This is a genomic window from Jannaschia pohangensis (genome assembly GCF_900113875.1).
GTDB classification, from domain to species: Bacteria; Pseudomonadota; Alphaproteobacteria; order Rhodobacterales; family Rhodobacteraceae; genus Jannaschia; species Jannaschia pohangensis.
Genome location: NZ_FORA01000002.1, coordinates 118,556 through 144,704, shown reverse-complemented (window position 1 = coordinate 144,704; position 26,149 = coordinate 118,556). Strand labels below are relative to the sequence as shown.

Sequence of the window (26,149 nt, the reverse complement as noted above, 5' to 3'; positions counted from 1 at the left end):
GCCATGCATCCGGGGCAGGAGTAGGAAGAATTCCGGGCAAATCGTCGTGGCGCGTGCCCAAGGTGTTAACGGGGGCCGCGTCGTCTGGGGCGGTGCGGGGTGAACCCCGCCCTACGGGCCGTATCAGGCGGCGGTCTGGTCGGGGGCGGGGCGGACGATCTGGGCGGCGCGGTCGTGCTGGAGGCGGTGCTTGCGCCGGGTTTCGTCCTGTTCGATGTGGCGGCGGACGCGGGCGTTCGACTGCACCACCGCGAAGCTGGTCAGGATGACGGCGAGGGCCAGGCCCAGGATCAGCAGGGTCTGGCCGTCGAGAAGCGGGGCGATTGCGGTCAGCAGGGTCATGGTGTACTCCGTGTTTACCGGAATAGGCCATGGCCCTGCGGCAGCATTTGGGAGCATTCGTGGCGCGATCGTTTCCGGGACGCGCCCCGATGTCAGGCCCCGACGCCGATGGGGCAGGTCACGCCGGTGCCGCCGATGCCGCAATAGCCGCCCGGGTTCTTGGACAGATACTGCTGGTGATAAGCCTCGGCCGCGTAGAAGTCGGGGGCGGGGAGAATTTCGGTCGTGATGGCCCCGTGACCGGCGGAGGTCAGGCGGGGGGCGAAGGCGTCGCGGCTGGCGGTGGCGGCCTGCATCTGGGCGTCGGAATAGGTGTAGATGCCCGAGCGGTATTGCGTGCCGGTGTCGTTGCCCTGCCGCATGCCTTGCGTCGGATTATGGCCTTCCCAGAAGGTGCGGAGCAAATCCTGGTAGGTGATGACGGCGGGGTCGTAAATCACGCGGACGACTTCGTTGTGGCCGGTGCGGCCCGAGCAGACCTCTTCGTAGGTGGCGTTCGGGGTGTAGCCGCCGGCATAGCCCACGAGGGTCATGTGGACGCCCGGAAGTTTCCAGAACATCCGCTCGACCCCCCAGAAGCAGCCCATGCCGAACATCGCCTCTTCCATGCCGTCGGGCACGGTGTTGGACAGCGGGGTGCCGAAGACGTGGTGTGTCGTGGCGGTCGGGATCGGAGTCGCGCGGCCCGGCAGGGCGGCGTCGGGGGTGACCATCTCGGATTTCTTGCGGATCAGATTGAACATGGGCGTCTCCTTTGTCGTCTATATGGGGCGTTATTCGGCCACTGCCAGAGGACGGGCGCGCGTCGTCTCGTGCCCCGGGGCGGGATGGCGGGGCACCAGAAGCGACAGGCCGAGGGAGATGGCGGCCATGCCCGCGGCCAGCAGGAAGACCGTCATGGGCGAAGCCAGCCAGATCAGCCCAAGGCCGAAGGGCAGGCCCACGGCGGCGATATGGTTGATGGTGAAGGCCACGGCGGCGGTGGGGGCGATGTCACCGGGGTCGGCGATTTTCTGGAAGTAGGTCTTGATGGCGAGGGCCAGGCTGAAGAACAGGTTGTTGAGCATGTAGAGCCCGCCCGCGACCCAGACGCCCCAGTCGAAGGCATAGAGCCCCGCGTAGAGCAGGAAGATCGTGCCGAGCGCGGTGTATTCGATGATGAGAGCGGAGCGTTCGCCGAAGTGGCCCACGGCGCGTCCCACCAGCGGGGCGGTGATCATGTTGATCGCGAGGGTGCCCATGAAGAGCGCGGTGACCTCGTGCACCTCGAGGCCATAGCGTTCGACCATCATGAAGGCGGCGAAGACGATGAAGATCTGGCGGCGGGCCCCGGACATGAATTGCAGCGCGTAATAGAGCCAGTAGCGTCGGCGCAGGACGAATTCCTTGGTCTGGGGGTGCGGGCTGTCGAATTGGGGGAAGACGAGGAGCGCGAGGGCGGCCATGACCGCCGTGGTGCCGCCCGCGATCCAGTAGACGATGTCATAGCTGAGATCGAAGGTGCGCCAGGTGGTGACGATGGCGAGATAGGCGACGAAGGTCGCGCCGGAGCCTACGGCCAGCAGGATGCCGAGCATCTGGGGCGCGCGGTCGCGGGGGAGCCATTGGAGCTGTAGGCTCTGGTTGACGGTCTCGTAGTAGTGGAAGCCGACGGAGCTGAGGAAGGTGATCGTCAGCAGTCCCGCGAGGGAGGGGAATTGCGCGGTGAGCGCGGTGGCCACGCCCAGAAGGATGAGCGAGGTCAGCGCCAGCACCTGTTCGCGCATGACCATGATGACGAGGATGACGCCGACGGCGAGGAAGCCGGGGATCTCGCGGATCGAATGGAGCAGGCCGATGTCGGCGCCGTCGAAGCCCGCCACCTCCTTGGTGAAGTTGTTCAGCAGCGCCGACCAGGTGGCGAAGGCCACCGGCATCATGATCGCCATCAGGATCAAGAGCGCCTGCGGCCGTCGCCAGACGGGCAGATGGGCGGCTTCGGAGAGGGACAGGCTTTGCATGAAATCGGCCTACGCCTGTCGGTTCGTCCCGTCCAGAGTGCGTGCGGGTGCCCGCGCGTGCCCCGGTCGGGCGATGCAAAGTGGAAACGAAGGCCGGCGCATGACGGGTCTGGCCCCGGGGGCGCGTCGCCGCGTCCTCCATTTGATGGGCACGCGCCACACTTTCGTCCTGTGTGACGCGCTATATCCATCCTCACGTGAGAGGTTAACAAGTGTTAAGGCGGGTGGCGAATGCTGCCTGCCTTTTTTCACGAGACCTGTCGGGGCCGGTCTCAGCCTCCACCACCCCGGATCGGGACGATCATCCCGATGGCGCGGTTTTCGGGGTCATCCCCGGCGGCGACGGTGCGCACATTGACGGCGACTTCTTCGGGCGGATCGAAGGCAAGGGTGGAGTCGGCCCGGCCAAGCGTCGGTGTCATCGCAATCGCCAGAGCGATGAGGGCGCAGAAAGCGCGGGAATTGACGGAGGTCATCATTGATCCGGGGGTCTTGTGTTTTGGGCCTGTCTCCGGTTTCCGCAGACGGGCAAGTGGGTGGGGTCGGGACGGTGCGGCCCGTGCACCTGACAGAGCTACGCGCGGGGCCGGGGGGATGTCCATCGTGGGGCGTTTGGCCTGGACGGGGGATGCGAAGGTGTGACGGCTTGGCGGTTTGAGCGAAAGGCGGTTTGGCTGGGCTGCCGCAAAGGTCAGCTTCGAGACCAGAAAGATCGATGCTCCGCTTTGAACGAATGTCGACTTTCAGGCTGCTCAGAAATCTGATACAATCATGCATCTTGATAAGGGTTAAATCGACGAAGATGTTCAAACGTCTCATATCGAAGTTATCCAAGCCGCCTCTTGTAAATATTGTGACGCCTTCGCGTCCGCCATTGCCAGATGATCTGGATCCAGCTCTGACTGCCTACGACTTGACGCTTGATCCGGGTGCCGATCCAGCGCACCCCGCAGTTGCTGGGTGGTGTTTTGGACTGCCCCCAGGGATTACCCCAATCCAATGGCCGCTTGATCCAGAGTCTGGCTATCCGCTACAGCACGGGTTCACATTGCGTTTGCCTGATGCGTTCAAGGTACGCGGGCCCGACATTGTTGCTATCAGTTTCTTCGGAACCGCCGCTGATCACAACGATGGTGTGCCACTGTGCACAGATGGATTGCGGGAAATCATTCTTTCACCTGCTACGCCGCAACCAGAGGACCCCCATCTTCGGACTTTCTGGGACCATGCTCAAAATGCGCATCCACTGTTGCATCGGATGAAAGATGTTTTGGGATGCCAATTTGCGGTCATTCCGCTGACAGCCGCCGAACTGGCAGGGTCTGCTTGCGCAGTACCAAACATAGCGACAAATCCATTGCTGGCAAATACGATAGAACCCCAATGGATGCGGATCGGTGGCGCTGCGTCCCTCTTAGGGCTGGAAAGGGAATACTTGGATCTAGAGAAATTGACCAAAGGATTTAAATATCGCAGCATTGGCGGCATGCCTGAAAAAAGGGTGGATCACCGTGTTCCCATTGTGCTGAGGCCGCGTCAGGATGACCCCAATGGCGGTAAGGCGGTTGGACACGACGACTACATCATGCCATATGATGAGAATTATCAAAGACCTGACTGGGTCAAAAATCTAAGGCCATGCCACCTTGGTGGCACGATGTTTCCGCAGCAAGCAGTTCCGCATATGGGCGCGCACTACATCGAATTTGAGGAGTATTTCGGTAACTTCAACTTTGGCGGCGGGAATGCACAACTTGATTTGAAAACTTTTGCATTTGACTGGGCGTGCTAATGCAGCGCGCACCGCAACGTTGCAGAACTTTATCCCAATTGTAAGTGAACCCTGGAAAGCAGCCACCGATGCGATAGCAGCGAAATCACCCTTTGTCCCGCAGAGCTGACCTAGCCCCCCGTTCCACGACCCCAAGGTGGTCCGGTCCGTCGCGCTCAACTCGCCAGGACGTTGCGGAATTGCCAGGGGTCGCTTTCGTCGATGTCTTCGGGGAAGTGCTGCCAGCGGTCCTGGAGGGGGGTCCAGTCGGTGTAGTGCGCCTCGACCGGGCCAAGGTAGGGCGTCTGGATCTCGAGGCAGCGGGCGTGGTCCATCTCGTCGGTCTCCACGATGCCCGCATTCGGGTTCTCCAGCGCCCAGACCATCCCTGCGAGCACAGCGGAGGTCACCTGCAGGCCGGTCGCGTTCTGGTCCGGGGCGAGTTTGCGGGTCTCGGCGTTTGACAGGCGCGAGCCGTACCAGAGCGCGTTCTTTTCATGGCCGAAGAGCAGGACGCCGAGTTCGTCGATGCCCTCGACGATTTCATCCTCGGTCAGGATATGATGGACCTGTTGCTGGCGACCGGCGCCGAACATTTCGTGCAGGGACAGGACCGCGTCGTCGCAGGGGTGGTAGGCGTAGTGGCAGGTGGGCCGGTATTCGGGACCGGGACCGGAGCCGACGGTGTAGTAGTCGGAAATGCTGATCGCCTCGTTATGGGTGACGAGGAAGCCGAATTGGGGGCCGGGGGTCGGGCACCAGGAATGGACGCGGGTGATCGCGCCGGGGCGGTTCATCCAGATCGCCGCCTGACAGCCGGTGCCGTGGCGGCGCGCGTTTTCGGGGAGCCAGGTTTCATGCGTGCCCCAGCCCAGTTCGGCGGGCTGGAACCCTTCTGCGATGAAGCCCTCGACCGACCAGGTGTTGACGAAGACGTCGCGGGGGCGCGGGGTCTTGCGCGCCTGGGTGTCGCGTTCGGCGATGTGCACGCCCTTGACCCCGAGCGATTGCATGAGCCGCGCCCAGCCTTCGCGGTCGGCGGGGGCCGCCGTGCGGTTGCCCGTGTCGCGGGCCAGGTGCAGGAGGGCCGCCTTGACAAACCAGCTGACCATGCCCGGGTTCGCCCCGCAGCAGGAGACGGCGGTGGTGCCGCCCGGATTGGCGGCCTTTTCGTCGCGGACCTTCTGGCGCAGGGCGTAGTTGGTGCGTTCCGCGTTGTTCTCGGTGTCGAAGTAGAAACCGGCCCAGGGTTCGACCACGGTGTCGATGTAGGGCACGCCGATCTCGCGGCAGTATTTCATCAGGTCCAGCGAGGAGGTGTCGACGCTGAGGTTGACGCAGAAGCCCTTGCCCGGGGTCAGGTGGCGGCCCAGAACCTCGCGGTAATTGTCGGGGGTCAGGGCGACCTGATCGTGGGAGATGCCCCGCGCGGCCAGATCGGCACAGGCCTTGTCGGCGGGGTCGATCACCATCAGGCGGTCGCGGTCATAGTCGAAGTGCCGGTCGATGAGGGGCAGCGTGCCGCGCCCGATGGAGCCGAACCCGATCATCACGACGGCGCCCTCGATGCGGGCGTGGATGGGGTGATCGGTCATGGGCGAGCTCCGGGTTCGGTTGCGGCTTGGGTCACCTGCCACATGGCGCGCGGGGGGTCAAAGCCAAGTGAAGCTGGGGGGTCAGCCAGAGGCGGGCAGGCCCAAGAGGCCCGGGAAGATGGTCGGGTCCATGTTGTCGGCGAGGGCGGCAACGCCTGCGGCGAGGAAGAGGGCAACGAGGAAGTTGGCGGCAGAGGGGCGGGTTTTTCGTGGGAGCAGCAGAACGAGGCCGATCACGATGACGGGGAGAGCGAGGAGGACGGAGCCGAGCATTGCGGCGATCGTTCCGCCATGGGGACCGTCGGATTCGAGTTGGGACAAGGCGAACTCGTAGTTGGCATTGAGGTAGCGGATGGATGTCAGGGCGATGGCGCCGAAGGCCGCGCCCAGGAGGAGTGCGAAGGGTCGCATGTGGGGAGTGCTCCGTGTCGGATGTAGAAAGGGCGGCCCGAAGGCCGCCCCATCGATGCCTAAGCCGGTGAGAGCTCAGTTCTGTGCGTAGTATTCGATGACCAGGTTCGGTTCCATCACCACGGCGTAGGGCACATCGGAGAGGCCCGGGGTGCGCACGAAGGTGGCGGTCATCTTGGAGTGGTCGGCCTCGACGTAGTCGGGGACGTCACGCTCGGCCAGTTGGGTGGCTTCGAGCACTACGGCCAGCTGGCGCGACTTGTCGCGGACGGCGATGACGTCGCCTTCCTTGACGCGGTAGGATGCAATGTTGACGCGCTGACCGTTCACGGTGACGTGGCCGTGGTTCACGAACTGGCGGGCGGCGAAGATCGTGGCGACGAACTTGGCGCGGTAGACGACGGCGTCGAGACGACGCTCCAGCAGGCCGATCAGGTTCTCGCCGGTGTCGCCCTTGAGGCGGTCGGCTTCGGCGAAGATGCGCTTGAACTGCTTCTCGGTCAGGTCGCCGTAGTAGCCCTTGAGCTTCTGCTTGGCGCGCAGCTGCAGACCGAAGTCCGACAGTTTGCCCTTGCGGCGCTGGCCGTGCTGGCCGGGGCCGTATTCGCGGCGGTTGACCGGCGACTTGGCGCGGCCCCAGATGTTCTCGCCCATGCGGCGGTCGATCTTGTACTTGGCAGACGTGCGTTTGGTCACGGCTGATCTCCTTCTTTGGGCGTCCACGCGGGGGCGCGGACTGTGAAGGGCGTTGTCCTTTGGGCCGAAGCCCCGACAGGCATCCCCTTGCGGGGGCCGCCAACACCAATTGAAGCGCCCCGATAAGGCCGGTGCGGACGGGTGTCAACAACCCCGTGGCAGTTGCGGGGCCGCGATTTGCCGCCTAGCGTCGGGCGGAGCGCGAAAGGGGCCTTTTTCATGAGTCTGACGGTCTTTTGTGCGGTGATCTTCGCCGCCGTTCTGCATGCCGGTTGGAACGCTCTGGTCAAGGGCGGGCTGGACAAGCGCACGGCCATGGGCGCGGTTGTTCTGGGCCATATCCCCATTGCCGCCGCGGTGGTGCCATTCGTGCCTCTGCCCGATGCGGCGTCATGGCCTTATCTGGCGTGCAGCATCGCGTTGCACCTGGGCTATCAGCTGTTCCTGATGCAGTCCTACCGCATGGGCGACCTGACGCAGGTCTATCCGATTGCCCGGGGGACCGCGCCGCTGATCGTGGCGCTGGTCTCGGTGGTGATCCTCGGGGTGCATCTGGAGCCGATGGAGTTGCTGGCGGTTGCGCTGATCGGGTTGGGGCTGGTCAGCCTTGGGCTGGTGCGGCGCGCGGACGGGCAACGCAATGGCAAGGCGGCGACGCTGGCCTTCGTCACGGGGCTGTTCATCGCCTCCTATTCGCTGATCGACGGGTTGGGCGCGCGGCTGGCGGGCACGTCCCTGGGGTTTTACGGCTGGTCGGCCATCGGCAACGGGTTGGTCATGGCGGGCTATCTTGCCGTCACCTCGCCCGCGACGCTGCGGGTCATTCCGCGATCGGGCAAGCGGGTGGCGGTGATCGGGGGCGGGGCATCGTTCATCGCCTATGCGCTGGTCACCTGGGCCTTCACGCAGGCGCCGATCGCGCTGGTCACGGCGCTGCGCGAGACGAGCATCATCTTTGCCCTGCTGATCGGGGTCGTCGTCCTGAAAGAGCGTCTGGATCTGGCCAAGGTCACGGCGACGGCGCTGACGTTGATGGGCGCGGCATTGCTGCGGTTCGCGCGCTAGGCCCGCGTCAATCGGTGCGCAGGTAGCGGGGCGCGCCGTTGTGTTGCAGGATCGCCAGTTCGGCGGCCGACAGGCAGCGGCGCGCGTGCGGGCCGTAGACCGAGGCATCGCTGTCGGTTCCGGGCACCAGCTCCAGCAGTTCTTCCAGTTCCGCCGGGCTGACCTGGCTCAGGTCGGCGTCGCCGGGGTGGAAGCTTTCGCACCAGGCGCCGTTGGCGCGCAGCACCTCGTGACGGGCGGTCAGGACGTGGAAATAGGCGACGTCGTTGGCGGCATGGTCGACGGTGACACGGGTGTCGTCAATCAGGTCACCGGCCCGTACCAGAACCTCGGGCGTGGACCAGAGCGCCCGGGCGCGCGGGCCCGCGAGCATGATCTGATGGCCGGGTGACACGACCAGATCGGCTTCGTTGCCGATGGCTCCGGCGCGGATGCGGACCGGGCGCAGGGCGGGAAGGGCGAACATGCGCGCGCCAGACACCCGGCGCAGACCCATCCAGATGACCTCCTGCGGGCCGTTGTCGCGGGTCAGAACCTTGTCCCCGGGATAGAGCGCCTCGACCGGCGTCGGCCCTTCGGGGGTGTCCAGCAGGGTGCCTGCGGTAAAGCAGATCGGCTTTCGGTCGGAGGGGGCCGCGTGGGACACCGGCGATTGCACGATGGCGGTGACGCTGTTGGCGGGTGGAAGGCCGTCGGCGAAGACCAGAAGCGTCTCGCCCCCGGCGGCCTGCACCATGGTGGCCTGCCAGCGGGTGATGCCGTCGCTGAGGATCAGCGCCTCGGGGTCGTCATAGGGGTCGAGAAGCGAAAGGGGGATCGCGTTGCTGCCGCGTCCGCGACCAAGCTTGGCGATGGCGCCGGGAAGGTGGCTGCGCAGATCTGCCTCGCCTTCGGCCCCGCTGAGAAGCAGGGCGCGACGTGCGCCATCAAGTCGCAGGGGCGCGCCGAACCAACGAAAGAGAGAGCCTTCGGGAAAGGGCGTGCGGGCAGACGGGAAAGCCCCATCCACCCGCGCCTGGATCGTGGAAATGACTTGTGCCCCCGCACATGTCCCCAACATGCCCACCCCTCGTTACCGCTTTGATTTTTATCATTATAACGGCTACTGCTCGACCGTGTGCAGTGGTTGTAGCCCATCTGCGAATCATGGAGCAAGCACTGATTCGCAGTTGATTCGATTTTTCCGGGAAGTGGTTGATTTGGTGCCAATCAATTCGGCGTCGGATAGGTCAGCTGCCCTGTATCGAAGCCGTTGAAGTCCAAGACGTCGAGTGCGGCGCGCAAGCGGTCGGCGGGGATCGCGGGGTCGCGGTTGAGGATGCGTCCCCCGGTCCCGTCGGGTTGAACCAGGATCGCGGTGCGATAGCCGGTGTCGATCCAGAGCACCCAGACGGATTGCGTCTCGCCGTGCAGGATCAGGTCGAGGCGTCCGGGGCCGGTGGGGTCGGTGCGGCCCGTCACCTCGGTCGTGGTGTCACAGCCTTCGGCAACCGCGAGGCTGCCGCCGCCGAGCGAGCCGAAGCGCAGGGTGCGGCGGTTGCAGTCGGGGCCGGGGCCGCCGGGGTAGCGCGCGACCTCGTGCCAGGTGCCCGCCATCCGGTCGGGGGCGAAATCGGCCTTGGACGCGATGAGGGCGCGGGGGTCGCGGTAGGTCGGCGTCGTCGTCAGGGTCGGCTGCGGCTGGCAGGCGACGAGGAGGGCGATCAGGAGGAGGGGCGAGGCGCGCATGTTCGGACCTTAGCGAGGCATCGGAATTTCGACCATGGGCGATCCGGTCAGGATGGCGCGCGCCCTGGGCCCCATGATGGCGGCCAGCGCGGGGTCGGTGCAGCGCAGACCGCCGGTATAGGCGCCATACGCCGGCAGGATCAGGCGGCGCCCGTCGTGCAGAAAGCAGGGGCGGCTGATGGCGTGGCCGCGCACGGTCAGCCCGGCCTTGGGGTGGTAGTGGCCCGACACTTCGCCCGGGGTGTCGTCGCCGGCAACGTGGCGGAAGGTGAGCGGGCCGAGGGTCGCGCCCCCGGCGGCGTGACCGCCCAGGCCCGGGGGCGCGGGGTCGTGGTTGCCGGTGATCCAGGTCCAGTCGTGGGCCGCCACGAGCGCCAGCAGGCGGGCGCGCAGGTCGGCGGAAAGCTGGCGCGCGGCCTCCATGTCGTCGAAGGTGTCGCCAAGGCAGATGACGGCGCGGGGCATGGTTTCGGAGATATCGGCCTCGAGCCGGGAGAGCGTCGCAGGCCCTTCGTAGGGGGGCAGAAGGGTGCCGCCGCGCCGGGCGATCCGCTCGGATTTGCCCAGGTGCAGGTCGCTGACCACCAGCAAAGCCTCGTCCGGCCAATGCAGCGCGCCCGACGGCAGGGCCGTCAGCCGGATGTCCGCGAAAGTGAAGCTGAGCCTGTTCCCCATTTGTGCCATGGACCACGGCGGCCCGGTCCGCGCAAGGGGTTACTCGAGCACAAGGCCCGCTTCGGCCATCAGTTCGGCGGCGGCGTCGATCATCAGGCGGCCTTCGCCCGCGCCGTTGATCGGCACCTTGCCCAGTTCCAGAAACAGCGGCGCGGCGAGCGGGGTGACGCGGGATAGGTTCACCTGATCGATCCGGTCGCCGACGGTTTCCAGCAGCAGTTCGACCCGGGCGAAGTCGATATGGCCGCGCATCGCCTCTTCCTCGGTGATCTGGAGCATGAGGTGATCGGGATCGTAGCGGTGGAGCGTGTCATAGAGGATGTCGGACGAGAAGGTCGCCTGCCGCCCCGAGGTGCGCTTGCCGGGGAAGTTCCGTTCGATCAGCCCGGCGATGATGGCGGCGTTGCGGAAGGTGCGTTTCATCACCGCGTTGCCGCTGAGCCAGCTGTCCAGCGCCGAGCGCACCCCGGCATGGCGCAGGAAGGGGGCCACGTCGGGAACCTGCTTGAGGCCCCAGATCAGCACGGCGTAATCGGTGGCGACGAAGCCCAGGGGGTCAAGGCCCGCCTCCTCCATCCCCTTGGTGACCAGAAGGGCGAGGGTCTGGTTCGCGTTGCGCCCGCAAAAGCCATAGAGAACCGTATGATGCCGCCCGTCACGCGGGAAGGTTTCCACCAGAAGGCGGCCCGGTTCCGGCATCTGAGAGTATTCGCGTTGCAGGTTCAGCCATTCGCGGGTGTGGGTCGGGAAGGCGCTGAAATCACCCTCGTGCAGGATGCGCTGGATGCGGTCGGCCAGATGCACCGAAGTGGACCACTTGTAGCCCATGAAGGTCGCGATCTTGGGCGGCTTGTCGGGGCGCGGGCTGACCTCCACGACCATCTCGCGCAGGGTTTCGAAGCGCACGATCTGACCGCCCATCAGGAAAGTGTCGCCGGGGGTCAGGGTATTGGCAAAGCTCTCCTCGATCTTGCCCAGGGGCTGGCCGCCGCGTCCCTTGAAGCGCACCGACAGCGTGTCGGTGTCGATGATCGTCCCGAGGTTCATGCGGATCTGGCGGGTGGTGCGGGGGTCGCGCAGGCTCCATCGGCCCGGGCTGCGCTCCATCAGGCGCTGATAGCGGTCGTAGGCGCGCAGGGCGTAGCCGCCGGTCGCCACGAAGTCGAGACAGGCGTCGAAATCGGCGCGGGCAAGGGTGGAATAGGGGCCGACGGTGGTGACTTCGGCATAAAGCGCGTCGGCCGAGAATTCGCCCGCGCAGGCGACGATGGCGATATGCTGGCACAAGACATCGCGCGGCCCGTCAAGGCGCAGGTCGCCGTCTAGCGTACCGTCGCGCACGGCCTGTAGTGCTGCGATGCACTCGACCACCTCGAACCGGTTGGCGGGGACGAGGCGGGCCTTGGAGGGCGCGTTGTAGCGGTGGTTGGCGCGCCCGATCCGCTGCACCAGGTTCTTGACTTTCTTCGGGGCGCCGATCTGGATCACCAGGTCGACGTCGCCCCAGTCGATCCCGAGGTCGAGCGAGCCGGTGGCGACGATGGCGCGCAGCTCGCCCCGGACCATCGCCTGTTCGACGCGAAGCCGCGCCTCTTTGGACAGGGCGCCGTGGTGGATGCCGATGGGCAGGGCGTCCTCGTTGGCGAGCCAGAGGTTGTGAAAGAAGATTTCCGCCTGCGCGCGGGTGTTGTGGAAGATGAGCGTCGTGTTGTGTTGCCGTACCTGGTCCAGAACCGCCGGAATGGCATAGCGCCCGCCGGCGCCCGCCCAAGGTGGCGCCTCCTCGGTCTGGAGCATGTCGATGTCGGGGGGTGGGCCGGGGTCGGCCAGCAGGATCGGACAGGGGTCGGGATGCCGTGCAAGGTAATGCGCGATGACGGCGGGGTCATCGACCGTCGCCGAAAGGCCCACGCGGCGCAGGCCGGGGGCGAGGGTTTCAAGGCGGCTGAGCGCCAGCATCAGTTGATCGCCCCGCTTGCTGTCGGCGAGGGCGTGGATTTCATCGACAATGATCCGTTGCAGGCCCGCAAAGGTGCGGGCGGCGTCGGGATAGCTGATCATCAGGGCCAGGCTTTCGGGCGTCGTCAGCAGGATCTGCGGCGGGTCGGCGCGCTGGCGTTTGCGCTGCGTCTGGCTTGTGTCGCCGGTCCGATCCTCAACCCGGATTGGCAGGCCCGCCTCCTCGATCGGGGAGGCGAGGTTGCGGCGGATGTCGTTGGCGAGCGCCTTGAGCGGCGAGATGTACAGGGTGTGCAACCCGTCGTGACCATCCGCCATTTCGACAAGGGACGGCAGGAAGCCGGCCAGCGTCTTGCCCCCGCCCGTGGGCGCGATCAGCAGGAGCGACGGCTCGTCCTTGCGGGCGAGCATGTCGATCTGATGCGGGTGCAGGGACCAGCCGCGGCGGTCGAAGAACTGGGCAAGGGACGGGGGCAGGATCATGCCCTGCACCCTAGTCCATGGCGGGCCGAGGGGAAGGGCCGTCAGCGGTTGGCGCGTTCCGCCCGGTAGAGATCGGCGATCCGGCTGGCCACTTCGACCTCGAGCGACAGGATGCGACGGGCGTCTTCGTCGGTGGTGGCCGAGAGGGCGGCCTGGCTTTCGACCAGAATGCGAGCCTGGGCATCGAGCGCCAGGTCGAGCTCATCAGGGGTCATCGCCGCAGCGGAAGAGGTGATCATCGGGTGGAGCGTGCCGGCATCGCAGCCCGTCGCGGAGCAAACCCGGGTCAGCGCGTCGCGGACGTTGTCGCCCGTGGCCGACAGGAATTCGATGTTGTCGATGCTGCTGCCCGGTATCGGCTCATAGCTGATCCCGTCTTGGTGAAATGTCCCGGCAAGCATGAGGCCGACCGCCAGGAGACCGCCCAGCATGGCCGTGGGAAAAATGATCGAACCCGGACGGAATCCGTCCGAAAAATCGCGACTATCGCTCATGACCTGTCCTCAAATACTGCCCCTGTGGTTCGCCACAGTGTTCTGCACCCCAGATTAGGGGCAGAATTGGGCAAAATTCGGGCAACGGCGACAAGATCGTTGCGGATCAGTGAACGATGTCGGCCTCTTCCACGAAGAGGTTCGCCCAGGCGCGGTCGATCAATTCGGGCGTCATGCGGTAGGGCAGCCCCTCAAAATCGCAGGCGGCGATCATCTGGTCGATCAGGAAGACACCGTGGAAGTTCGCATAGACATTGTTGATTTCCGGGTATTTTTTCTTCAGCAGGTGGAGGAGGGCGGCCTCGTCCATCTCGAACTTCTTCTTCTTGGCGACCATGGCGAAGATCTTGAGAAACTCGGCCTGAGTCGGCCCGTCGATCAGGACCTTGAAGAAAATCCGGCGCAGGGCGGCCATGTCGAAGATCTTGTTGGGGTGGAAGTTGGTCGAGAAGACCACGAGCGTGTCGAAGGGCACTTCGAACTTTTCACCCGATTGCAGCGCCAGAATATCGTAGCCGACTTCCATCGGAACGATCCAGCGGTTGATCAGTTTCTGCGGGGCTTCTTCCTGGCGACCAAGGTCGTCGACGATGAAGACGCCGCCGGAGGACTTGAGCTGCAACGAGGCCTGATAGGTCCGGGCGACGGGGTTGTATTTCAGATCGAGCATGTCGAGTGTCAATTCACCGCCGGTCATCACGGTCGGGCGCTGGCACAGGATGTAGCGCTGGTCGACGCGGTTGTTGACCTTGCGCAGAACGCCGACCTCGCCGTTCTGTTCGACCTTGGTGTGCACGATGGGGTCGAACATGGCGATCACGGTGCCCGCATATTCGATGGCATGGGGAATCCAGATGTTGTCGCCGAGCGCGGCGCGGATACCTTCGGCAATAGACGATTTGCCGTTCCCCGGAGGGCCATACATCAGGACCGAGCGACCGGAGCCGACGGCGGGCCCGAGTTGATCGAGCAGGCCGCTGGGCAGGATCAGGTGCCCCATGGATTCCATCAGGCGTTGGCGCGTGATCTTGATGTTCTTGACCGACTGCGCCTTGACCTGCGCCTTGTACTTTTCCAGCGGGACCGGCATCGCGCCGTAATACTCGGACTGGCTGAGCGCATCCATGGCGCGGGCCTTGCCCTGATCGGTCAGCTGGAAACCCATTTCGCCGGACGAACCGGCATGCATGGTGCCGGTCGCCTGCATCAGGCCGGCCTCGCGCGCCTTGTCGATCAGTTCCTGGGTCAGACCGGTCGCGAGGCAGATCGCTTCGGAGATCTCGCGGGTCGTCTCGACCGATTTGCGGAAAATCGTCTTGAGAAGGATGTCCCGCAGCATGGTGCCGGTCAGCCCGGTATCGGCCAGCGTGCGCGGCTGTTCGGGGGCGGGGACACCCATCATCGCGGGATCGGGGCGCATGTTCATAATTCGGTCCTCGAGCTGTCGGTGCCGTCCTGATTCCGGCACCCTGCAAACAAATCTGAGGGTTATTGTTGCAGAGCGGCGAGGCCTAAATATGTCATTTGAGTGGCCGCGAGCGTCACACCCATGGGAAAATCCTTTTTCTCGTGCCAGCTTTTCCAATCGGGGGCGAGATTTCGGATCGCGGGGATCATGCGGATGATCCGGTGCAGCACATAGGTCAGGATCAGCAGGGCCGAGAAAATGAGCAGCACCTCGATCACATCGGCGAGCGCGACGAAGGGGGCCATGGCGGCGGCGAACTTCGCATCGCCGGCGCCCAACATCCGCATCGCCGACATCAGAAAGCCGATCACCAGGATCACGCCGAGATGTGCATAGCGCCACAAATACTCGGTGAACGTGGGCAACACGAAGAGCCCGGCGACGACGAAGACGGCTGCGAGGGCCAGCACGGCCTCGTTCTTGATCTTCATCGTGCTCAGGTCAGTGTAGGCGGCCCAAAGACAGATCGGCAAAGACAGAAGGCCGAAGACAACCCCCTGCATGGGGGTTGCCGCCAGAAGGGCAGCCTGCGCCAGCGGCTCCATGGATCAGCCGAGGGCCTGAAGCGAGCGAACGGCCGCTTCGAAGTGGCGCGGATGCGTGGCAATCGCGTCTTCGAGCAGGTTGCGCCCGATATCGGTGTCGCCCTGCTTGATCGCGGCAAGGCCGGCGGTGTGCAGCAATTGCGCCCGCTCCACCTGGGTCATGGGTACCGAGGGGAGGGTGTAGGTGCGGCGCGCGGCCCGGGCCAGAACCAAATTGTTCTTTGCGGTGAACAGGTTCTGGTCGTAGGTGATGGCCTCGATGAAGAGCTTTTCCGCCCCCGGGGTATCCCCGCGCGTTAGCTTGGAATAGCCCCAGTTGTTGAGGACACCGGCGGGGCGGGTCGTCAGGTCGACGGCGGTCTGATAGAAGCTGTCGGCGCGGTCCCATTGGCGGTTGCTGTCGGCCACGACGGCTTCGAGGCGGTACCGCTCGTAGGTTTCGTGGGTCGGCGGAATGGAATCCAGAACGATCTTTGCCGCGGCCCAGTCCGAACTGCGGATCATCGCACCGGCGAGTTGCACGCGATCTTCGTTGGTGCTGTCATCGCGGTCGACGATCTTCTGCCAGGCAAGGACGCCTTCGGCATTGCGCCCGCCCCGGATCAGGCTAGCCGCCAGATCGCGCTGATGGCGCACTTCATCCGGCTCGATCTCGACCTGGCGCTGGAAGTAGGCGACGGCTTCGCGCGGCTCGGCCACGTTCAGCATGATTTCACGAATGCTGTCCGCTTCGGCGTTCGCGGCGGAACTGACGGCGCGGGATACGTCGGTCTGAGAATTACAGGCCGACAAAACAAAGGCTCCTCCGAGGAGGAGGGCAATAAAGACAGGGTGGCGCATGCTGCGTCCTTTTCTGCTCGATGCCTTCGTATTTTTATGGGTACTGCTCTGGCGCTTCGAGGTTGTAGGCCCCGTTTGCACGCCGCGACAGTGTGAAGGCGTTATCCTGTTCTGCACTATAGGCAGCATTTTCCAGTTTGGCAGTAGAAAGTCGCAAATTCTCCCGAATTTCAGGAGTGGGTTGCAGCGCGAACGCAGTTTTGAAGAAAATATGCGCCTCACCGATCTCGCCCTGCTCGAGCAGGACGACCCCCAGGTTGTTCAGGGCGGGGGCGTTGCGAGGTTCTTCCTCGATTACGTCGCGCAGCAGGCGCTCGGCCTGACCGAGGCGTCCAAGAGCCAGATTTGCCTGTGACATCGCAATGCGAACCTCGGTCGTCATGCCGAGCTTGCTTGCCGCACGGACATAGCTGGAAAGTGCCAGATCGGCCTCGCCTGCCTCGAGGAGGCGGTCACCCACGATCAGCGGATCCACCAGATCGGCGCCGCGGGCGACGCCCGGAGCGAAGAGTTGATCCTCGGCCACGGACCCACGTCCGGCCACGCCTTCGGAGCAGGCGGACAGAAGACCCATGAGCGTTGTGGCAACAAGGATCTGCTTCATCAGAAGCCTCCGTTTCCGCTGAGCGCTTCGGCGATGCCGTGAAGCGAGGGGCCGATCAGGATGATCAGCAGGGGGGGCACACAGAACATCATCGTGCCCACGGTGAGTTTCGTCGGCAACACGTTTGCCTTTTCTTCGGCGCGCATGACGCGCTTGTCCCGCATCTCGGCGGCATAGACCCGAAGCGCGTCGGCGATCGAGGTGCCGAACGTCGCCGATTGGATCAGAACCGTCACGAAGCTGGTGATATCCTTGATATCGCAGCGATCGGCCATGGAACGAAGCACATCGGGCTTGTCCTTGCCTGCTTTGATCTCTTGGGCGACCATCAGGAATTCTCCGGCGAGGGCGGGATAGGAAGGTTCGATCTCAGTAGCCACGCGGATGATCGACTGGTCAAGGGACTGACCCGCTTCCACGCAAACCAGTAGCAAATCGAGCGCATCCGGGAAGCCATCCTGGATATCTTCCTGACGCTTGGCCACGCGCTTGTTCACCCAGTAGTTCGGAAGATAGTAGCCGGCCAGACCAGGGATCATGGTGAAGAGCACCTTGTGGTAGAACGGCGTCTCATCCGTCGTCAGGAACAAGGTGTAGACCGCACCAAGGGCCAGAAGACCCACGCCGAGCAGGATCTGCGTCGCCTGCAGCGTGCGGACCGCGTCTTTATGGGGATAGCCCGCGCGCACAAGCATCTTGCGCTTTTTCGACATCTCTTCCTCGTCCTGAGGGTCGAGATATTGCGCATATTTGGCCAGCTTCTGGTTGCGGTCGCCGTGCTTGGACAGCTGCTCGCCTTCGGCGTCGGCCAGGGTGATGCCCTTGCGTTCACGGGTGATACGGTCGAGCGGCTCGGACTTCTTGACCAGGATGATCGGGATGCCGATCGCGACCAGAAGAACCCCCGCGACCCCGGCAATATAGATCATGCCGTCGGGGCCGAGGAAGGTCTCCATGATGGAATTGAGAACGTCTTGCATGGTATCTGCCTCAGACCTTGATGTTGACCATCATGCGCATGAAAATCACGTTCACGATCAGGAACACGACAACAACGGCAGCGGCGGGGATGAAATAGGCGGTCTCTTTGACTTCGCTGTAGTAGTCCGGCTTCATCACGTTGATGCCGACGGCGGCGAGGACGGGAAAGGCCGACAGGAAAACGCCGGACCAGCGGGCTTCGGCGGTAATCGCCTTGACCTTCCGGAAAAGCTTGAAGCGTGCGCGCACCACCTTGGACAGACCCTCGAGGATCTCGGCCAGGTTGCCGCCCGACTTCTGCTGGATGGCCACGGCCACGGCGAGGAAACGAAGATCCTGGAGGCCGACCCGTTCGGCCAGGGCGCGCAGGGCTTCGGGGACGTCACGGCCATAGGCGGCTTCGTCCGCGATGAAGCCCATTTCGGAGCCGAGGGGGTCAGCCACCTCCTTGGAGACGATGGCGATGGCGGAGTTCAGCGGGTGGCCGACGCGCAGGCTGCGGACCATCAGTTCGATAGCGTCGGGCAACTGCTCCTCCATGAGGGAGAGCCGTTCCTTGGCCTTCTTGTTGACCCAGAAGTAGACGCCGCCGATGCCGATGGCGAGCGACATGAGGATCCGGATCGGGCCGCCCGCGGCGGTGAAGACGGTCAGCAGGACAAAGGACAGAAAGACGACGAAAACCATCACGCCGATCAGCATGCCGGGGGTGAAGGCGAGGTTCGCCTTCTGCGCCTTTTCGGCCAGCAGCGAATAGAGCGGGATCGATTTCGCCTTGTCATGCTGCGACATCTCCTTGCGGAGCTGCGCCATCACGTCATCGCGCGACTGACCCTTTTCCATGAGCGCCAGGCGGCGGTTCACGCGGTTGTTCAGTTTGATCGATTTGCCGAACACCAGGACATAGATGCCGCCGATGATCAGATAGACCGCCGCGAAGATGGCGATATAGATGAGTGGTTCGATGGACAGTTGCATGTCAGCGGTTCCCTGCGGGTTCGTAGATCGAGGCGGGCAGGTCGTAGCCCCATGCCTTGAAGCGATCGGAATAGTGGCTGCGGATGCCCGTTGCGGTGAAGCGGCCGACGATGCGGCCATCCTGTTCGAGGCCAAGGCGCTCGTAGCGGAAAACTTCCTGCAGGGTGATGACTTCACCCTCCATCCCCGTCACTTCGGTGATCGAGACCATCCGGCGCGAGCCGTCCTGGAGGCGCGAGGCCTGCACGATCAGGTTCACGGCCGAGGCGATCTGGGCGCGGACGGCCTTGAGCGGCATTTCGATACCGGCCATTGCGACCATGTTTTCCAATCGGCTGATACCGTCGCGGGCGTTGTTGGCGTGGATCGTCGTCATCGAGCCGTCGTGGCCGGTGTTCATGGCCTGAAGCATGTCGATCACTTCCTCGCCACGCGTTTCACCCACGATGATCCGGTCCGGACGCATCCGCAGGGCGTTGCGCAGACAGTCGCGCTGCGTGACGGCGCCCTTGCCTTCAACGTTGGGCGGGCGGCTTTCCATCCGGCCCACGTGATCCTGCTGGAGCTGAAGTTCCGCCGTATCCTCGATCGTCAGCACGCGCTCGGTCTGACCGATGAAGGACGACAGGGCGTTCAGCGTGGTCGTCTTACCCGAACCGGTACCGCCCGAGACGATGACGTTCAGGCGACAGGCGACAGCGGCCTGAAGATAGGCGGCCATTTCCTCGTTGAAGGCGCCGAACTTGACGAGATCGTCAATCGCCAGCTTTTCCTTCTTGAACTTACGAATGGAGACGAGCGATCCGTCGACGGCCACCGGCGGGACCATCGCGTTGAAGCGCGAGCCGTCCTTGAGACGGGCGTCGACATAGGGGTTCGATTCATCGACGCGACGGCCCACGGCCGACACGATCTTGTCGATGATCCGCATCAGGTGCTTTTCGTCCTTGAAGCGGATCGGCGACTTGGTCAGCTTGCCGGCGCGTTCGATGTAGATGTTGTGCGGACCGTTCACCAGAATATCGTTGACGGTGTCGTCCTGCAGCAGCGGCTCCAGCGGGCCGAGGCCCATGACTTCGTCGAAGAGTTCGGTGTTGAGCGTGTCGCGGTCTTCACGGCCAAGGACAACGCCCATATCGGCGAGTTCCTCGGTCGTGATGGACACGATTTCGGACCGCAGCGCCGCCGGGTCGACCTTGTCGAGGGCGGCGAGGTTCAGGTTGTCCAGCAGCCGGTGATGCATCTCGGTCTTGAGACCCTCGATACGCTCGCGGCGCTTGGTTTCCTTGTCGTCGCTGACCGGGACCGCAGGGGCGGGCTTGGCCGCCGCCTTGGGGGCGGGGGTCTTGGTGACCGGGGCGGCCTTGGCAGCCACTTCGGCCGACGGCTTCTGAGAGGCGTCGACCGGCTTGGCACCGTCCATCTGGGGCTTCTTGTAACGGGAAAACATTTATCTATCCTCTCGATCAGCCGAAGCTCAGCCCGAAGATGCCCTTTTTGGCAGGCTTCTTCGCACCAGCCTGACCGCTGGTGATGGCCTCGCGGGCCTCCAGCAGGCCATGGGCCATTTTCTGAATGTCCTTGGTGAGCGCATTGCGGGGCGCCATCGTGCTGAGCGGGACGGCCTGATCGTTGACCTCGGTCACCTGCTTGCCGCCATCGGACAGCACCGCGTGGAATTTCACATCCAGACTGTCGGCCATCTTGTCGACGCGTCCACGTCCGCCCATGTCCATCTTGCCCGGCGCGCGGTTCATGACCATGGCCAGCCGTTCGACCGCAAGGCCTTCGGTTTTCAGGAGCTTCTTGAAGCGGAGCGCGTTCTGAGCCGACCGCACCTCGAGCCCGCAGACCAGGAAATACAGATCGCACAGGTCGAGAACCGTATCCGTCCAGCCGGTGACGGTGGCGGGCATGTCGACGATGACGATGTCGAAGCACTTGCGGGCCAGCGACAACAGCTCGGTCACGTCGTCGGGCCCGATGAAGTCGAGCGGCAGGATCTCGGCGGGGGCCGTGAAGACCGACACCTTGTCCTTGTAGTGCCCGAGGGCCTGGCGGAACGCCTGTTCGTCCATGGACGACACGTCCGACAGGACTTCGTAGATCATCGGCTTGCGCGGCAAGTCGAAATAGGTCGCGACGGAGCCGAATTGCAGCCCCAGGTCGATGACGCAGACCGACGGCATGTCTTTCTTGGATCCCGTCGCCAATTCCCAGGCGAGGTTGACGACAAGGGTCGTCGCGCCGTCGCCGCCGGCGGCGGACTGAACGGCGAACAAAGCGCCTTCGCCGGCGTTGCCACCGCCCGTGCGGATCATTCCACCCGCCTGCGGTACGGCGCCGTTCGCGTCGATGTCATCGGCGCCGGCACGCTGCATCACGTCGGATGCGGCGGCTGGGCCGGGGACGCGGATGCGGGCGATCGCCTCGGACAAGGCATTTTCGGGAAGCGGGTAGGGGGCGAAATCATCGGCGCCCGACCGCAGCAATTCGTGAAGCGTGACGGGGCCCAGGCCGTCGGCGACGAGAATCACCTTGAGACCGGCGCGCTTGGCCTGGCGGATGACATCGGCGATCTGCGACAGGCGCGGCTCATCCTCGTGATCGACGGCGAGGACGATGAACTCGAGATCCTCTGCTTCGTCCTGGCGCAGGAATTCAAGCGACTCGGCAAAGCTGAGGTCGCCCCATCCTTCCCCAAGTTCTGCTTCCATATCCTCGATCAGCAGATCGAATTCCTGCACGTCGCGCGAAACCGTAACCGCACGCAGCGGGGCGGGTTCGGGGAGTACGGCTAGATTGCTTGCCATCGGGACTCACCAATTCTTTGTGCCGCAAAGGGCGGATAAAGGACCGGGACAGGGCTTCTTCCCTTTGATTCCCGGGCGCAGGGATCAACCCCGCTTTCCCGAGTTGTGACGGGGAATTCGGGCAACAATTGGACGCAAAAGATGAAATTATTGGAAACGGACGGGACTGTTTCGGGGCCGGCGACGGAGTGGGTTCGGGACACCGAAAACTGTCCACAAAGAAAAACCCCCGCCCGAGAGTCCCGGGCGGGGGTTTGATCGTGTGGTCTCTGGTCGGGAGGCCTCAGCCGCCGCTGGTCGCGCCCGCGCTTCCGCCACTCGTGACCGATCCCGCAGGAGCGGTGAAGCGGCCGGTATACCGGCGGTACACAATCTGGCCATACTTGCCGTCGAGAACCAGCGGGTTGCCGGCCACGAAGCCTGCGACTTCGGTGACGGTCCGGCGGTTCGCGCGTTCCTGCCCGTTCGTGGGAACAACCGGGCGCTCCTCACCGAAGCTGACCAGGGCATCCAGACGCGAGCGGGAGATACCGCGCTGCACGAGGTAGGACACGGCGGCCTGGGCCCGGCGACGACCGAGGTTCTGGTTGTAGGCCGCCGATCCCACCTTGTCGGTGTGACCGTAGACGCTGAACCGGACCTCGGGGAACTGACGAATGAAATTCGCCTGCTGGTCGAGGATGCCACGCGCCGTTCCATCGAGACTTGCACTGTTGAAGGCGAAGTTGATGGTCGTCGGGACTTCGGCCGCGAAGCGTGATCCCAGGTGGCTGATGGCGGAGACTTCGCCGCTCATGACCAGCATGTTCTGCATGGTCGGATTGCCGAAGGTGCCTTCGTCGATTTCGGCCCCGGCGACATTGTTGAGCTTGGTCCCGGTGCAGGCGCCGAGGGCTGAGAGGCCCAGGGCTCCGACGATGGCGCGGCGTGTGAAGTTCTGTTTTTTCATGATCTTACTCCAGAACGTAGCCATAGTTGCCCGAGAAGTCCTGGTCGGCAGCATCTCCGCGCGACGAGGCGCTGGTGGAGGACTGACCGGCCGAGACGCGACCATAGAGGAACAGCTCGTTCTCGGTGGGCGGGCGGATGCGGTCCGTGGGGACCAGCAGCGCGTCACCCGAGGTGGGGTTCACGAGGTTGGCGGTAACGATGATGACCAGTTCGGTCTGACGACGCTGGTAACCGGCGGACCGGAAAAGCGCACCCAGAACCGGGAGGTCACCCAGGAACGGCACCTGCGAAGCGCTGTCCTCGAAGTCATCCTGCAGGATGCCCGCGATGGCAAAGCTCTGACCGTCACGAAGTTCGACCGTGGTCTGGGCCCGACGGGTCCGCAGGGTCGGGATCGACGCGCCGGTGACCGTATCGGTCCCCGAATCGACGATCGACGAAACTTCGCTCTTCATCACCAGGTTGATGATGTCCTCATCCACGACCGTGGGCGTGAACTCGAGTCCGACGCCGAACGGCTTGAACTCGATGCCGACATTCCCTTCGTCACTCAGGACGGGGACGGGGATCTCGCCACCGGCCAGGAACTGTGCCGTCTGGCCCGAAAGGGCGGTCAGGTTGGGTTCCGACAGGGTGCGAACGACGCCCTTTTCCTCGAGCGCCTGGAGCAGCACGTTGAAGTTCAGCGATGTGGTGCCGAAGTTCAGTTGCAAGGAGCCTGCGTTGGCTGCAACACCCGTGGTGCCCGTGAAGCCGCCACCGTTCAGATCGGTACCACCGATGCCGAGCGATGCGCCCAGTTCCTTGCTCAGGTTGCGCGACATTTCCGCGAACCGGACCTTGAGCTGCACCTGCTGGGTGCCGCCGACGACCATGAGGTTCATGACCCGCTCGGGGGCATAACGCTCGGCGATTTCAAGCGCCTGGTCGAGTTTCTGAACCGAAGACACGATACCGGACAGCACGATGCCGTCGTTGGCCGTGCGCACTTCGATGTGCTCACCCGGAAGCAGTTGGCTCAGCCGTTCCTTGAATTCGGCGATGTCCGGGATGACCTGGACCTCGACGTTCGTGATCAGGCGACCATCGGGCGCCAGAAGGGTCAGCGTGGTCCGTCCGGGCAACTTGCCGAGAACATAGACCGACCGCTCCGAGAGTGTCGCAATATCGGCGATCAGCGGGTTTGCCACCGAAAGCTCTGCGAACGGAACGTCGCTTTCCAACACCAGGGCGCGGTTAAGCGGAACCTGGAGCGGGGATTGGGTACGACCTTCACTGATGCGAAGGGTTTGGGCGTATGCGTCTGCAACAGGGCTGGCCGAAACCAAGACCCCGAGCATTGCCGCCCGAAGAATCATGCGGAATTTCATGTGACCTGCCTCTCTGATCACGCTGCTCTAAAACGGTGCGGGTCTTTACGCCCACATCCCGGACAGCATGCCAGATACGACTCTCATTGCAACTTTTACTGATATTTCTATGGGATTGTCGGGCTACAGGGTCACACCCTGCCGCTTTTCGGCCACATTCAAAACGGTCTGCAACGGCCTTCGCAAACGAAAACACGCCCCCCGATCGTCGGGAGACGTGCCGTGCCTGCGATGCGCGTGCAAGCGGTTTTCGGGTCGCGATCAGCCCTCTTCGGTCGGGCAGTCCACCGGCTCTTCGATGAACTCGGTGCCCTTGCGGGTCCGGATGACGCAGACCTTGGGGGCCTCGACGCGCTCGGGCTGCGCCCGCTCGCCGATGATCGCCTCGATACCGGCCTCCGTCGGGGCCGCTGTCGTGTCGTCGTTCACACCGACCAGGGCCAGGGTCAGGCGACCGGTGGCTTGGGCCTGGGCCAGCTTGGCGATGATCTCGGGCGGGGACTCCACCGTCACCGTGCGGGCAATGGTCGGATTGTTGCGTTCTTCGTCGGTGATCTGGTCGATCGCGATCAGCGGAAGGCTTGCGTGGATCAGGCGGGTGACGCCACCGTTCTGGCCCGTTCCGGTCCAGTAGACATCGACGCGGTCGCCCGGACGCAGGAAGCCGGACACGCCGGAGCGCACGTCGACCGTCAAGGTAAAGGCGCGCATCCCCGGGGTCAGGGCGGCGGCCAGGCCGGCGTCGGCGCCGGGCAGGGTCACCTTGGTTGCCAGAAGCGGCTCATCGCGTTCGATCACGCGCAGAACGGTCCGCTGTCCCTGATTGCCCGGCGGAAAGATCTCATCCATCGTGCGAAGGGCTCCGGCGGGCACATGGTCGGCGGGCCAGGCGACGGCCTGAACGTCATCGGGTTGCAGGACGTCACCATACTTGAGCTGACGCTTGACGACGAAAACGTCCGTGACCGGAATGACGGCATTCTGCGTTTCGGTCAGTGCGGATTGATATTGGTCGAACCGCCCCTTGGCGGTGTGGATGGCGAAGCCGGCAAGTCCCAGCCCCACGATCATGAGAAGTCCAAAGATGAGGCGCATCGGTCTGTTTCCTCGTTAATGCCAAGCCGCGAGTCGGCGGCGATCGTTTCCGAAATGGCCGGGGAATGCGGCAATACCATGGAACGCGCGGGGTGAAGACGTGAACCCGGGGCCCTTGTCGTAGGGGAAGGGCACAAATGGAAACGCGCCCCGGGCAATGGCCCGAAGCGCGTTCCGTTCATATCGCCGAAGCGATGCGTCTTATTACGGCGTGGTGGTGGTGCCACCTTCCGAGTTGCGCGTGAAGATGTTGTTGGTCTCGGTCTCGTTCTGGGGATCGTCGTCCGACAGAGCGGTCGTGATGTCGGTCGACAGGTTCTCGATACCGTTCGAAACGACGCCCATGACGGCGAGGCCCAGGCCAACGAGGGCGGCGGTCAGCACAACCCAGTCAACGGTCACGGCACCAGCTTCGTCGGCGGCGAAAGTCTTGATCATGTTCAGCATCTGTTTGTTCCTTAAAAGATGGTCAGCGTTGGTTTCACATCGTCGGGTTGTTGTTGCCCTTTCGATGACCCTGTTCTGGCGGTCAATCTGGGCGGGAATGAGACAGGATCAGGACAAGTCAGCGGAAAGTTGCGGGTCAAACCATGTTGCGAAAACCGCAACTATTTGAATTTTAACAAACTTGTATTTTTTGCCCCAGGCAATGCCTGCGCAGATCGGATCCGGGGGCAGGGAGGATTCCACGATTCCCGCAGGCCAAGGGAGCCGTTCGACCAAGTCTCCACGCCAAATATCCGGGCGAGCCGATATCTTTGCCCGTTCATGCGAGCCGGGCACCCCGAGTCGCCGCTGAAACGGAGTGGGGGCCGCGCCTGCCAGCACGACCCCCTGTCCCTCGGCATCTTGAACCGATGGAATGGTGTGACGGTTTCCTCTTGGTCCTTTCTGCCTGCCAACAGAAGGTGGGACTGCTCGATCGTCACATTTCCTGCCCGAGTGTCTCGGTGCTTATTGATCCACGATGTTCGGGGCGGTCTGCCATCGCCCGTCATTTGCGGATGTTCTCAAGATGCAGGGCAATTGAGGCGAGAACGTGTCCAATTCGGTTCAAATTGGGGACAAAGCGATTTTTCGCAGGAATTGACGCAAAACTGGAAACAAGACGCCGGGCGATCAGCCCGATTGCGGGGCGTTTGCGTCGCTCCGGGGCCTTTCGCGCGGCAATTGTCACAACTCGACAACGAATTTTCAGGAGTATTTGCCCGCGGCGTCCGAAAAATGGCATCTTCGCCCCATAGCGGAGGATCCGATCAACGGACCCCGACCAAACAGGCTGAGC

Annotated in this window: 26 protein-coding genes; 2 read left to right on the top strand and 24 right to left on the bottom strand. The window is 63.8% G+C overall.

Annotated features, from left to right (window positions below; all coding sequences use genetic code 11):
• Positions 1–123 precede the first annotated feature (123 nt).
• From BM002_RS07660 to BM002_RS07645, 4 genes are all read right to left on the bottom strand, one after another.
• Positions 124–342 (bottom strand): hypothetical protein, encoded by a 219-nt coding sequence (locus BM002_RS07660; protein ID WP_092779180.1) that lies wholly within the window; start codon positions 340–342, stop codon positions 124–126.
• A gap of 92 nt (positions 343–434) precedes the next feature.
• Positions 435–1,085, bottom strand: coding sequence for a peptide-methionine (S)-S-oxide reductase MsrA (msrA, locus tag BM002_RS07655; protein ID WP_092779179.1), 651 nt, complete (start codon positions 1,083–1,085; stop codon positions 435–437).
• A gap of 30 nt (positions 1,086–1,115) precedes the next feature.
• On the bottom strand, positions 1,116–2,342 hold the full coding sequence (locus BM002_RS07650) for an MFS transporter (protein ID WP_092779178.1): 1,227 nt from the start codon (positions 2,340–2,342) through the stop codon (positions 1,116–1,118).
• Positions 2,343–2,614: 272 nt separating this feature from the next.
• Positions 2,615–2,818 carry a hypothetical protein gene (locus BM002_RS07645; RefSeq protein ID WP_139212309.1) on the bottom strand — a complete coding sequence of 68 codons (204 nt, stop codon included), beginning with the start codon at positions 2,816–2,818 and terminating at the stop codon, positions 2,615–2,617.
• A 326-nt stretch (positions 2,819–3,144) separates the two neighbouring features.
• Here BM002_RS07645 and BM002_RS07640 point away from each other — a divergent pair, with 326 nt between their 5' ends.
• On the top strand, positions 3,145–4,134 hold the full coding sequence (locus BM002_RS07640; protein ID WP_217641161.1) for a hypothetical protein: 990 nt from the start codon (positions 3,145–3,147) through the stop codon (positions 4,132–4,134).
• A gap of 155 nt (positions 4,135–4,289) precedes the next feature.
• On the opposite strand, the gene BM002_RS07635 is transcribed toward BM002_RS07640, so the two are convergent.
• The 3 genes from BM002_RS07635 to rpsD form a co-directional block, all read right to left on the bottom strand.
• The gene (locus BM002_RS07635) at positions 4,290–5,708 is read right to left on the bottom strand and encodes a homospermidine synthase (protein ID WP_092779175.1); all 1,419 of its coding nucleotides are present in this window, start codon (positions 5,706–5,708) and stop codon (positions 4,290–4,292) included.
• 81 nt (positions 5,709–5,789) lie between these two features.
• The gene (locus BM002_RS07630; protein WP_092779173.1) at positions 5,790–6,119 is read right to left on the bottom strand and encodes a hypothetical protein; all 330 of its coding nucleotides are present in this window, start codon (positions 6,117–6,119) and stop codon (positions 5,790–5,792) included.
• A gap of 75 nt (positions 6,120–6,194) precedes the next feature.
• Entirely contained in the window at positions 6,195–6,815 is a 621-nt protein-coding gene (gene rpsD, locus BM002_RS07625) for a 30S ribosomal protein S4 (RefSeq protein ID WP_092779171.1), read from the bottom strand.
• A gap of 219 nt (positions 6,816–7,034) precedes the next feature.
• Between rpsD and BM002_RS07620 the strand changes: the two genes are divergently transcribed.
• Positions 7,035–7,880, top strand: a complete 846-nt coding sequence (locus BM002_RS07620) for an EamA family transporter (protein WP_092779169.1) — start codon at positions 7,035–7,037, stop codon at positions 7,878–7,880.
• Between the two features lie 7 nt (positions 7,881–7,887).
• Here the strand turns inward: BM002_RS07620 and BM002_RS07615 are convergent, their stop codons facing one another.
• The 17 genes from BM002_RS07615 to BM002_RS07535 form a co-directional block, all read right to left on the bottom strand.
• Positions 7,888–8,940, bottom strand: a complete 1,053-nt coding sequence (locus BM002_RS07615) for a Hint domain-containing protein (RefSeq protein ID WP_092779167.1) — start codon at positions 8,938–8,940, stop codon at positions 7,888–7,890.
• A gap of 149 nt (positions 8,941–9,089) precedes the next feature.
• Complete coding sequence (locus BM002_RS07610) at positions 9,090–9,608, bottom strand: lipocalin family protein (RefSeq protein WP_092779165.1); 519 nt, start codon at positions 9,606–9,608, stop codon at positions 9,090–9,092.
• A 9-nt stretch (positions 9,609–9,617) separates the two neighbouring features.
• Positions 9,618–10,283, bottom strand: a complete 666-nt coding sequence (gene pdeM / locus BM002_RS07605; RefSeq protein WP_092779163.1) for a ligase-associated DNA damage response endonuclease PdeM — start codon at positions 10,281–10,283, stop codon at positions 9,618–9,620.
• A 39-nt stretch (positions 10,284–10,322) separates the two neighbouring features.
• Positions 10,323–12,725, bottom strand: a complete 2,403-nt coding sequence (locus tag BM002_RS07600) for a ligase-associated DNA damage response DEXH box helicase (RefSeq protein ID WP_092779161.1) — start codon at positions 12,723–12,725, stop codon at positions 10,323–10,325.
• A 41-nt stretch (positions 12,726–12,766) separates the two neighbouring features.
• Positions 12,767–13,156, bottom strand: a complete 390-nt coding sequence (locus tag BM002_RS07595; protein ID WP_139212308.1) for a hypothetical protein — start codon at positions 13,154–13,156, stop codon at positions 12,767–12,769.
• Between the two features lie 169 nt (positions 13,157–13,325).
• Positions 13,326–14,645 (bottom strand): ATP-binding protein, encoded by a 1,320-nt coding sequence (locus BM002_RS07590; protein WP_092779157.1) that lies wholly within the window; start codon positions 14,643–14,645, stop codon positions 13,326–13,328.
• Positions 14,646–14,707: 62 nt separating this feature from the next.
• On the bottom strand, positions 14,708–15,232 hold the full coding sequence (locus BM002_RS07585; RefSeq protein WP_245749170.1) for an A24 family peptidase: 525 nt from the start codon (positions 15,230–15,232) through the stop codon (positions 14,708–14,710).
• Positions 15,233–15,235: 3 nt separating this feature from the next.
• Positions 15,236–16,072, bottom strand: a complete 837-nt coding sequence (locus BM002_RS07580; RefSeq protein WP_092779155.1) for a tetratricopeptide repeat protein — start codon at positions 16,070–16,072, stop codon at positions 15,236–15,238.
• Positions 16,073–16,106: 34 nt separating this feature from the next.
• Positions 16,107–16,676, bottom strand: a complete 570-nt coding sequence (locus BM002_RS07575; protein ID WP_245749169.1) for a tetratricopeptide repeat protein — start codon at positions 16,674–16,676, stop codon at positions 16,107–16,109.
• Positions 16,676–17,656, bottom strand: a complete 981-nt coding sequence (locus BM002_RS07570) for a type II secretion system F family protein (RefSeq protein WP_092779153.1) — start codon at positions 17,654–17,656, stop codon at positions 16,676–16,678. Before BM002_RS07570 ends, BM002_RS07575 begins: the two co-directional genes overlap by 1 nt.
• Positions 17,657–17,666: 10 nt before the next feature.
• A complete protein-coding gene (locus BM002_RS07565; RefSeq protein ID WP_092779151.1) occupies positions 17,667–18,635 on the bottom strand; it encodes a type II secretion system F family protein in 969 nt (322 codons plus the stop codon).
• Between the two features lies 1 nt (position 18,636).
• Complete coding sequence (locus BM002_RS07560; protein ID WP_092779149.1) at positions 18,637–20,085, bottom strand: TadA family conjugal transfer-associated ATPase; 1,449 nt, start codon at positions 20,083–20,085, stop codon at positions 18,637–18,639.
• A gap of 16 nt (positions 20,086–20,101) precedes the next feature.
• Positions 20,102–21,448 carry a CpaE/TadZ family protein gene (locus BM002_RS07555; RefSeq protein WP_175484831.1) on the bottom strand — a complete coding sequence of 449 codons (1,347 nt, stop codon included), beginning with the start codon at positions 21,446–21,448 and terminating at the stop codon, positions 20,102–20,104.
• Positions 21,449–21,731: 283 nt separating this feature from the next.
• Entirely contained in the window at positions 21,732–22,397 is a 666-nt protein-coding gene (locus tag BM002_RS07550; protein ID WP_092779147.1) for an OmpA family protein, read from the bottom strand.
• Positions 22,398–22,401: 4 nt separating this feature from the next.
• Positions 22,402–23,769 carry a type II and III secretion system protein family protein gene (locus tag BM002_RS07545; RefSeq protein WP_092779145.1) on the bottom strand — a complete coding sequence of 456 codons (1,368 nt, stop codon included), beginning with the start codon at positions 23,767–23,769 and terminating at the stop codon, positions 22,402–22,404.
• Positions 23,770–24,030: 261 nt separating this feature from the next.
• Positions 24,031–24,864 (bottom strand): Flp pilus assembly protein CpaB, encoded by an 834-nt coding sequence (gene cpaB, locus BM002_RS07540; protein ID WP_092779143.1) that lies wholly within the window; start codon positions 24,862–24,864, stop codon positions 24,031–24,033.
• 204 nt (positions 24,865–25,068) lie between these two features.
• Entirely contained in the window at positions 25,069–25,311 is a 243-nt protein-coding gene (locus BM002_RS07535; protein ID WP_092779141.1) for a hypothetical protein, read from the bottom strand.
• Positions 25,312–26,149 lie beyond the last annotated feature (838 nt).

Bases quoted from the DNA above. Each gene is read 5' to 3' on its own strand.
- BM002_RS07645 (WP_139212309.1), bottom strand. From the start codon at position 2,818: ATGACCTCCGTCAATTCCCGCGCTTTCTGCGCCCTCATCGCTCTGGCG.
- BM002_RS07565 (WP_092779151.1), bottom strand. From the start codon at position 18,635: ATGCAACTGTCCATCGAACCACTCATCTATATCGCCATCTTCGCGGCG.
- BM002_RS07615 (WP_092779167.1), bottom strand. From the start codon at position 8,940: ATGTTGGGGACATGTGCGGGGGCACAAGTCATTTCCACGATCCAGGCG.
- BM002_RS07620 (WP_092779169.1), top strand. From the start codon at position 7,035: ATGAGTCTGACGGTCTTTTGTGCGGTGATCTTCGCCGCCGTTCTGCAT.
- cpaB (WP_092779143.1), bottom strand. From the start codon at position 24,864: ATGCGCCTCATCTTTGGACTTCTCATGATCGTGGGGCTGGGACTTGCC.
- pdeM (WP_092779163.1), bottom strand. From the start codon at position 10,283: ATGGGGAACAGGCTCAGCTTCACTTTCGCGGACATCCGGCTGACGGCC.
- BM002_RS07580 (WP_092779155.1), bottom strand. From the start codon at position 16,072: ATGCGCCACCCTGTCTTTATTGCCCTCCTCCTCGGAGGAGCCTTTGTT.
- BM002_RS07555 (WP_175484831.1), bottom strand. From the start codon at position 21,448: ATGGCAAGCAATCTAGCCGTACTCCCCGAACCCGCCCCGCTGCGTGCG.
- BM002_RS07610 (WP_092779165.1), bottom strand. From the start codon at position 9,608: ATGCGCGCCTCGCCCCTCCTCCTGATCGCCCTCCTCGTCGCCTGCCAG.
- BM002_RS07630 (WP_092779173.1), bottom strand. From the start codon at position 6,119: ATGCGACCCTTCGCACTCCTCCTGGGCGCGGCCTTCGGCGCCATCGCC.
- BM002_RS07570 (WP_092779153.1), bottom strand. From the start codon at position 17,656: ATGCAAGACGTTCTCAATTCCATCATGGAGACCTTCCTCGGCCCCGAC.
- BM002_RS07590 (WP_092779157.1), bottom strand. From the start codon at position 14,645: ATGAACATGCGCCCCGATCCCGCGATGATGGGTGTCCCCGCCCCCGAA.
- BM002_RS07600 (WP_092779161.1), bottom strand. From the start codon at position 12,725: ATGATCCTGCCCCCGTCCCTTGCCCAGTTCTTCGACCGCCGCGGCTGG.
- BM002_RS07595 (WP_139212308.1), bottom strand. From the start codon at position 13,156: ATGCTGGGCGGTCTCCTGGCGGTCGGCCTCATGCTTGCCGGGACATTT.
- BM002_RS07660 (WP_092779180.1), bottom strand. From the start codon at position 342: ATGACCCTGCTGACCGCAATCGCCCCGCTTCTCGACGGCCAGACCCTG.
- BM002_RS07640 (WP_217641161.1), top strand. From the start codon at position 3,145: ATGTTCAAACGTCTCATATCGAAGTTATCCAAGCCGCCTCTTGTAAAT.
- BM002_RS07585 (WP_245749170.1), bottom strand. From the start codon at position 15,232: ATGGAGCCGCTGGCGCAGGCTGCCCTTCTGGCGGCAACCCCCATGCAG.
- BM002_RS07535 (WP_092779141.1), bottom strand. From the start codon at position 25,311: ATGCTGAACATGATCAAGACTTTCGCCGCCGACGAAGCTGGTGCCGTG.
- BM002_RS07635 (WP_092779175.1), bottom strand. From the start codon at position 5,708: ATGACCGATCACCCCATCCACGCCCGCATCGAGGGCGCCGTCGTGATG.
- BM002_RS07545 (WP_092779145.1), bottom strand. From the start codon at position 23,769: ATGAAATTCCGCATGATTCTTCGGGCGGCAATGCTCGGGGTCTTGGTT.
- BM002_RS07560 (WP_092779149.1), bottom strand. From the start codon at position 20,085: ATGTTTTCCCGTTACAAGAAGCCCCAGATGGACGGTGCCAAGCCGGTC.
- BM002_RS07575 (WP_245749169.1), bottom strand. From the start codon at position 16,676: ATGAAGCAGATCCTTGTTGCCACAACGCTCATGGGTCTTCTGTCCGCC.
- BM002_RS07650 (WP_092779178.1), bottom strand. From the start codon at position 2,342: ATGCAAAGCCTGTCCCTCTCCGAAGCCGCCCATCTGCCCGTCTGGCGA.
- BM002_RS07550 (WP_092779147.1), bottom strand. From the start codon at position 22,397: ATGAAAAAACAGAACTTCACACGCCGCGCCATCGTCGGAGCCCTGGGC.
- msrA (WP_092779179.1), bottom strand. From the start codon at position 1,085: ATGTTCAATCTGATCCGCAAGAAATCCGAGATGGTCACCCCCGACGCC.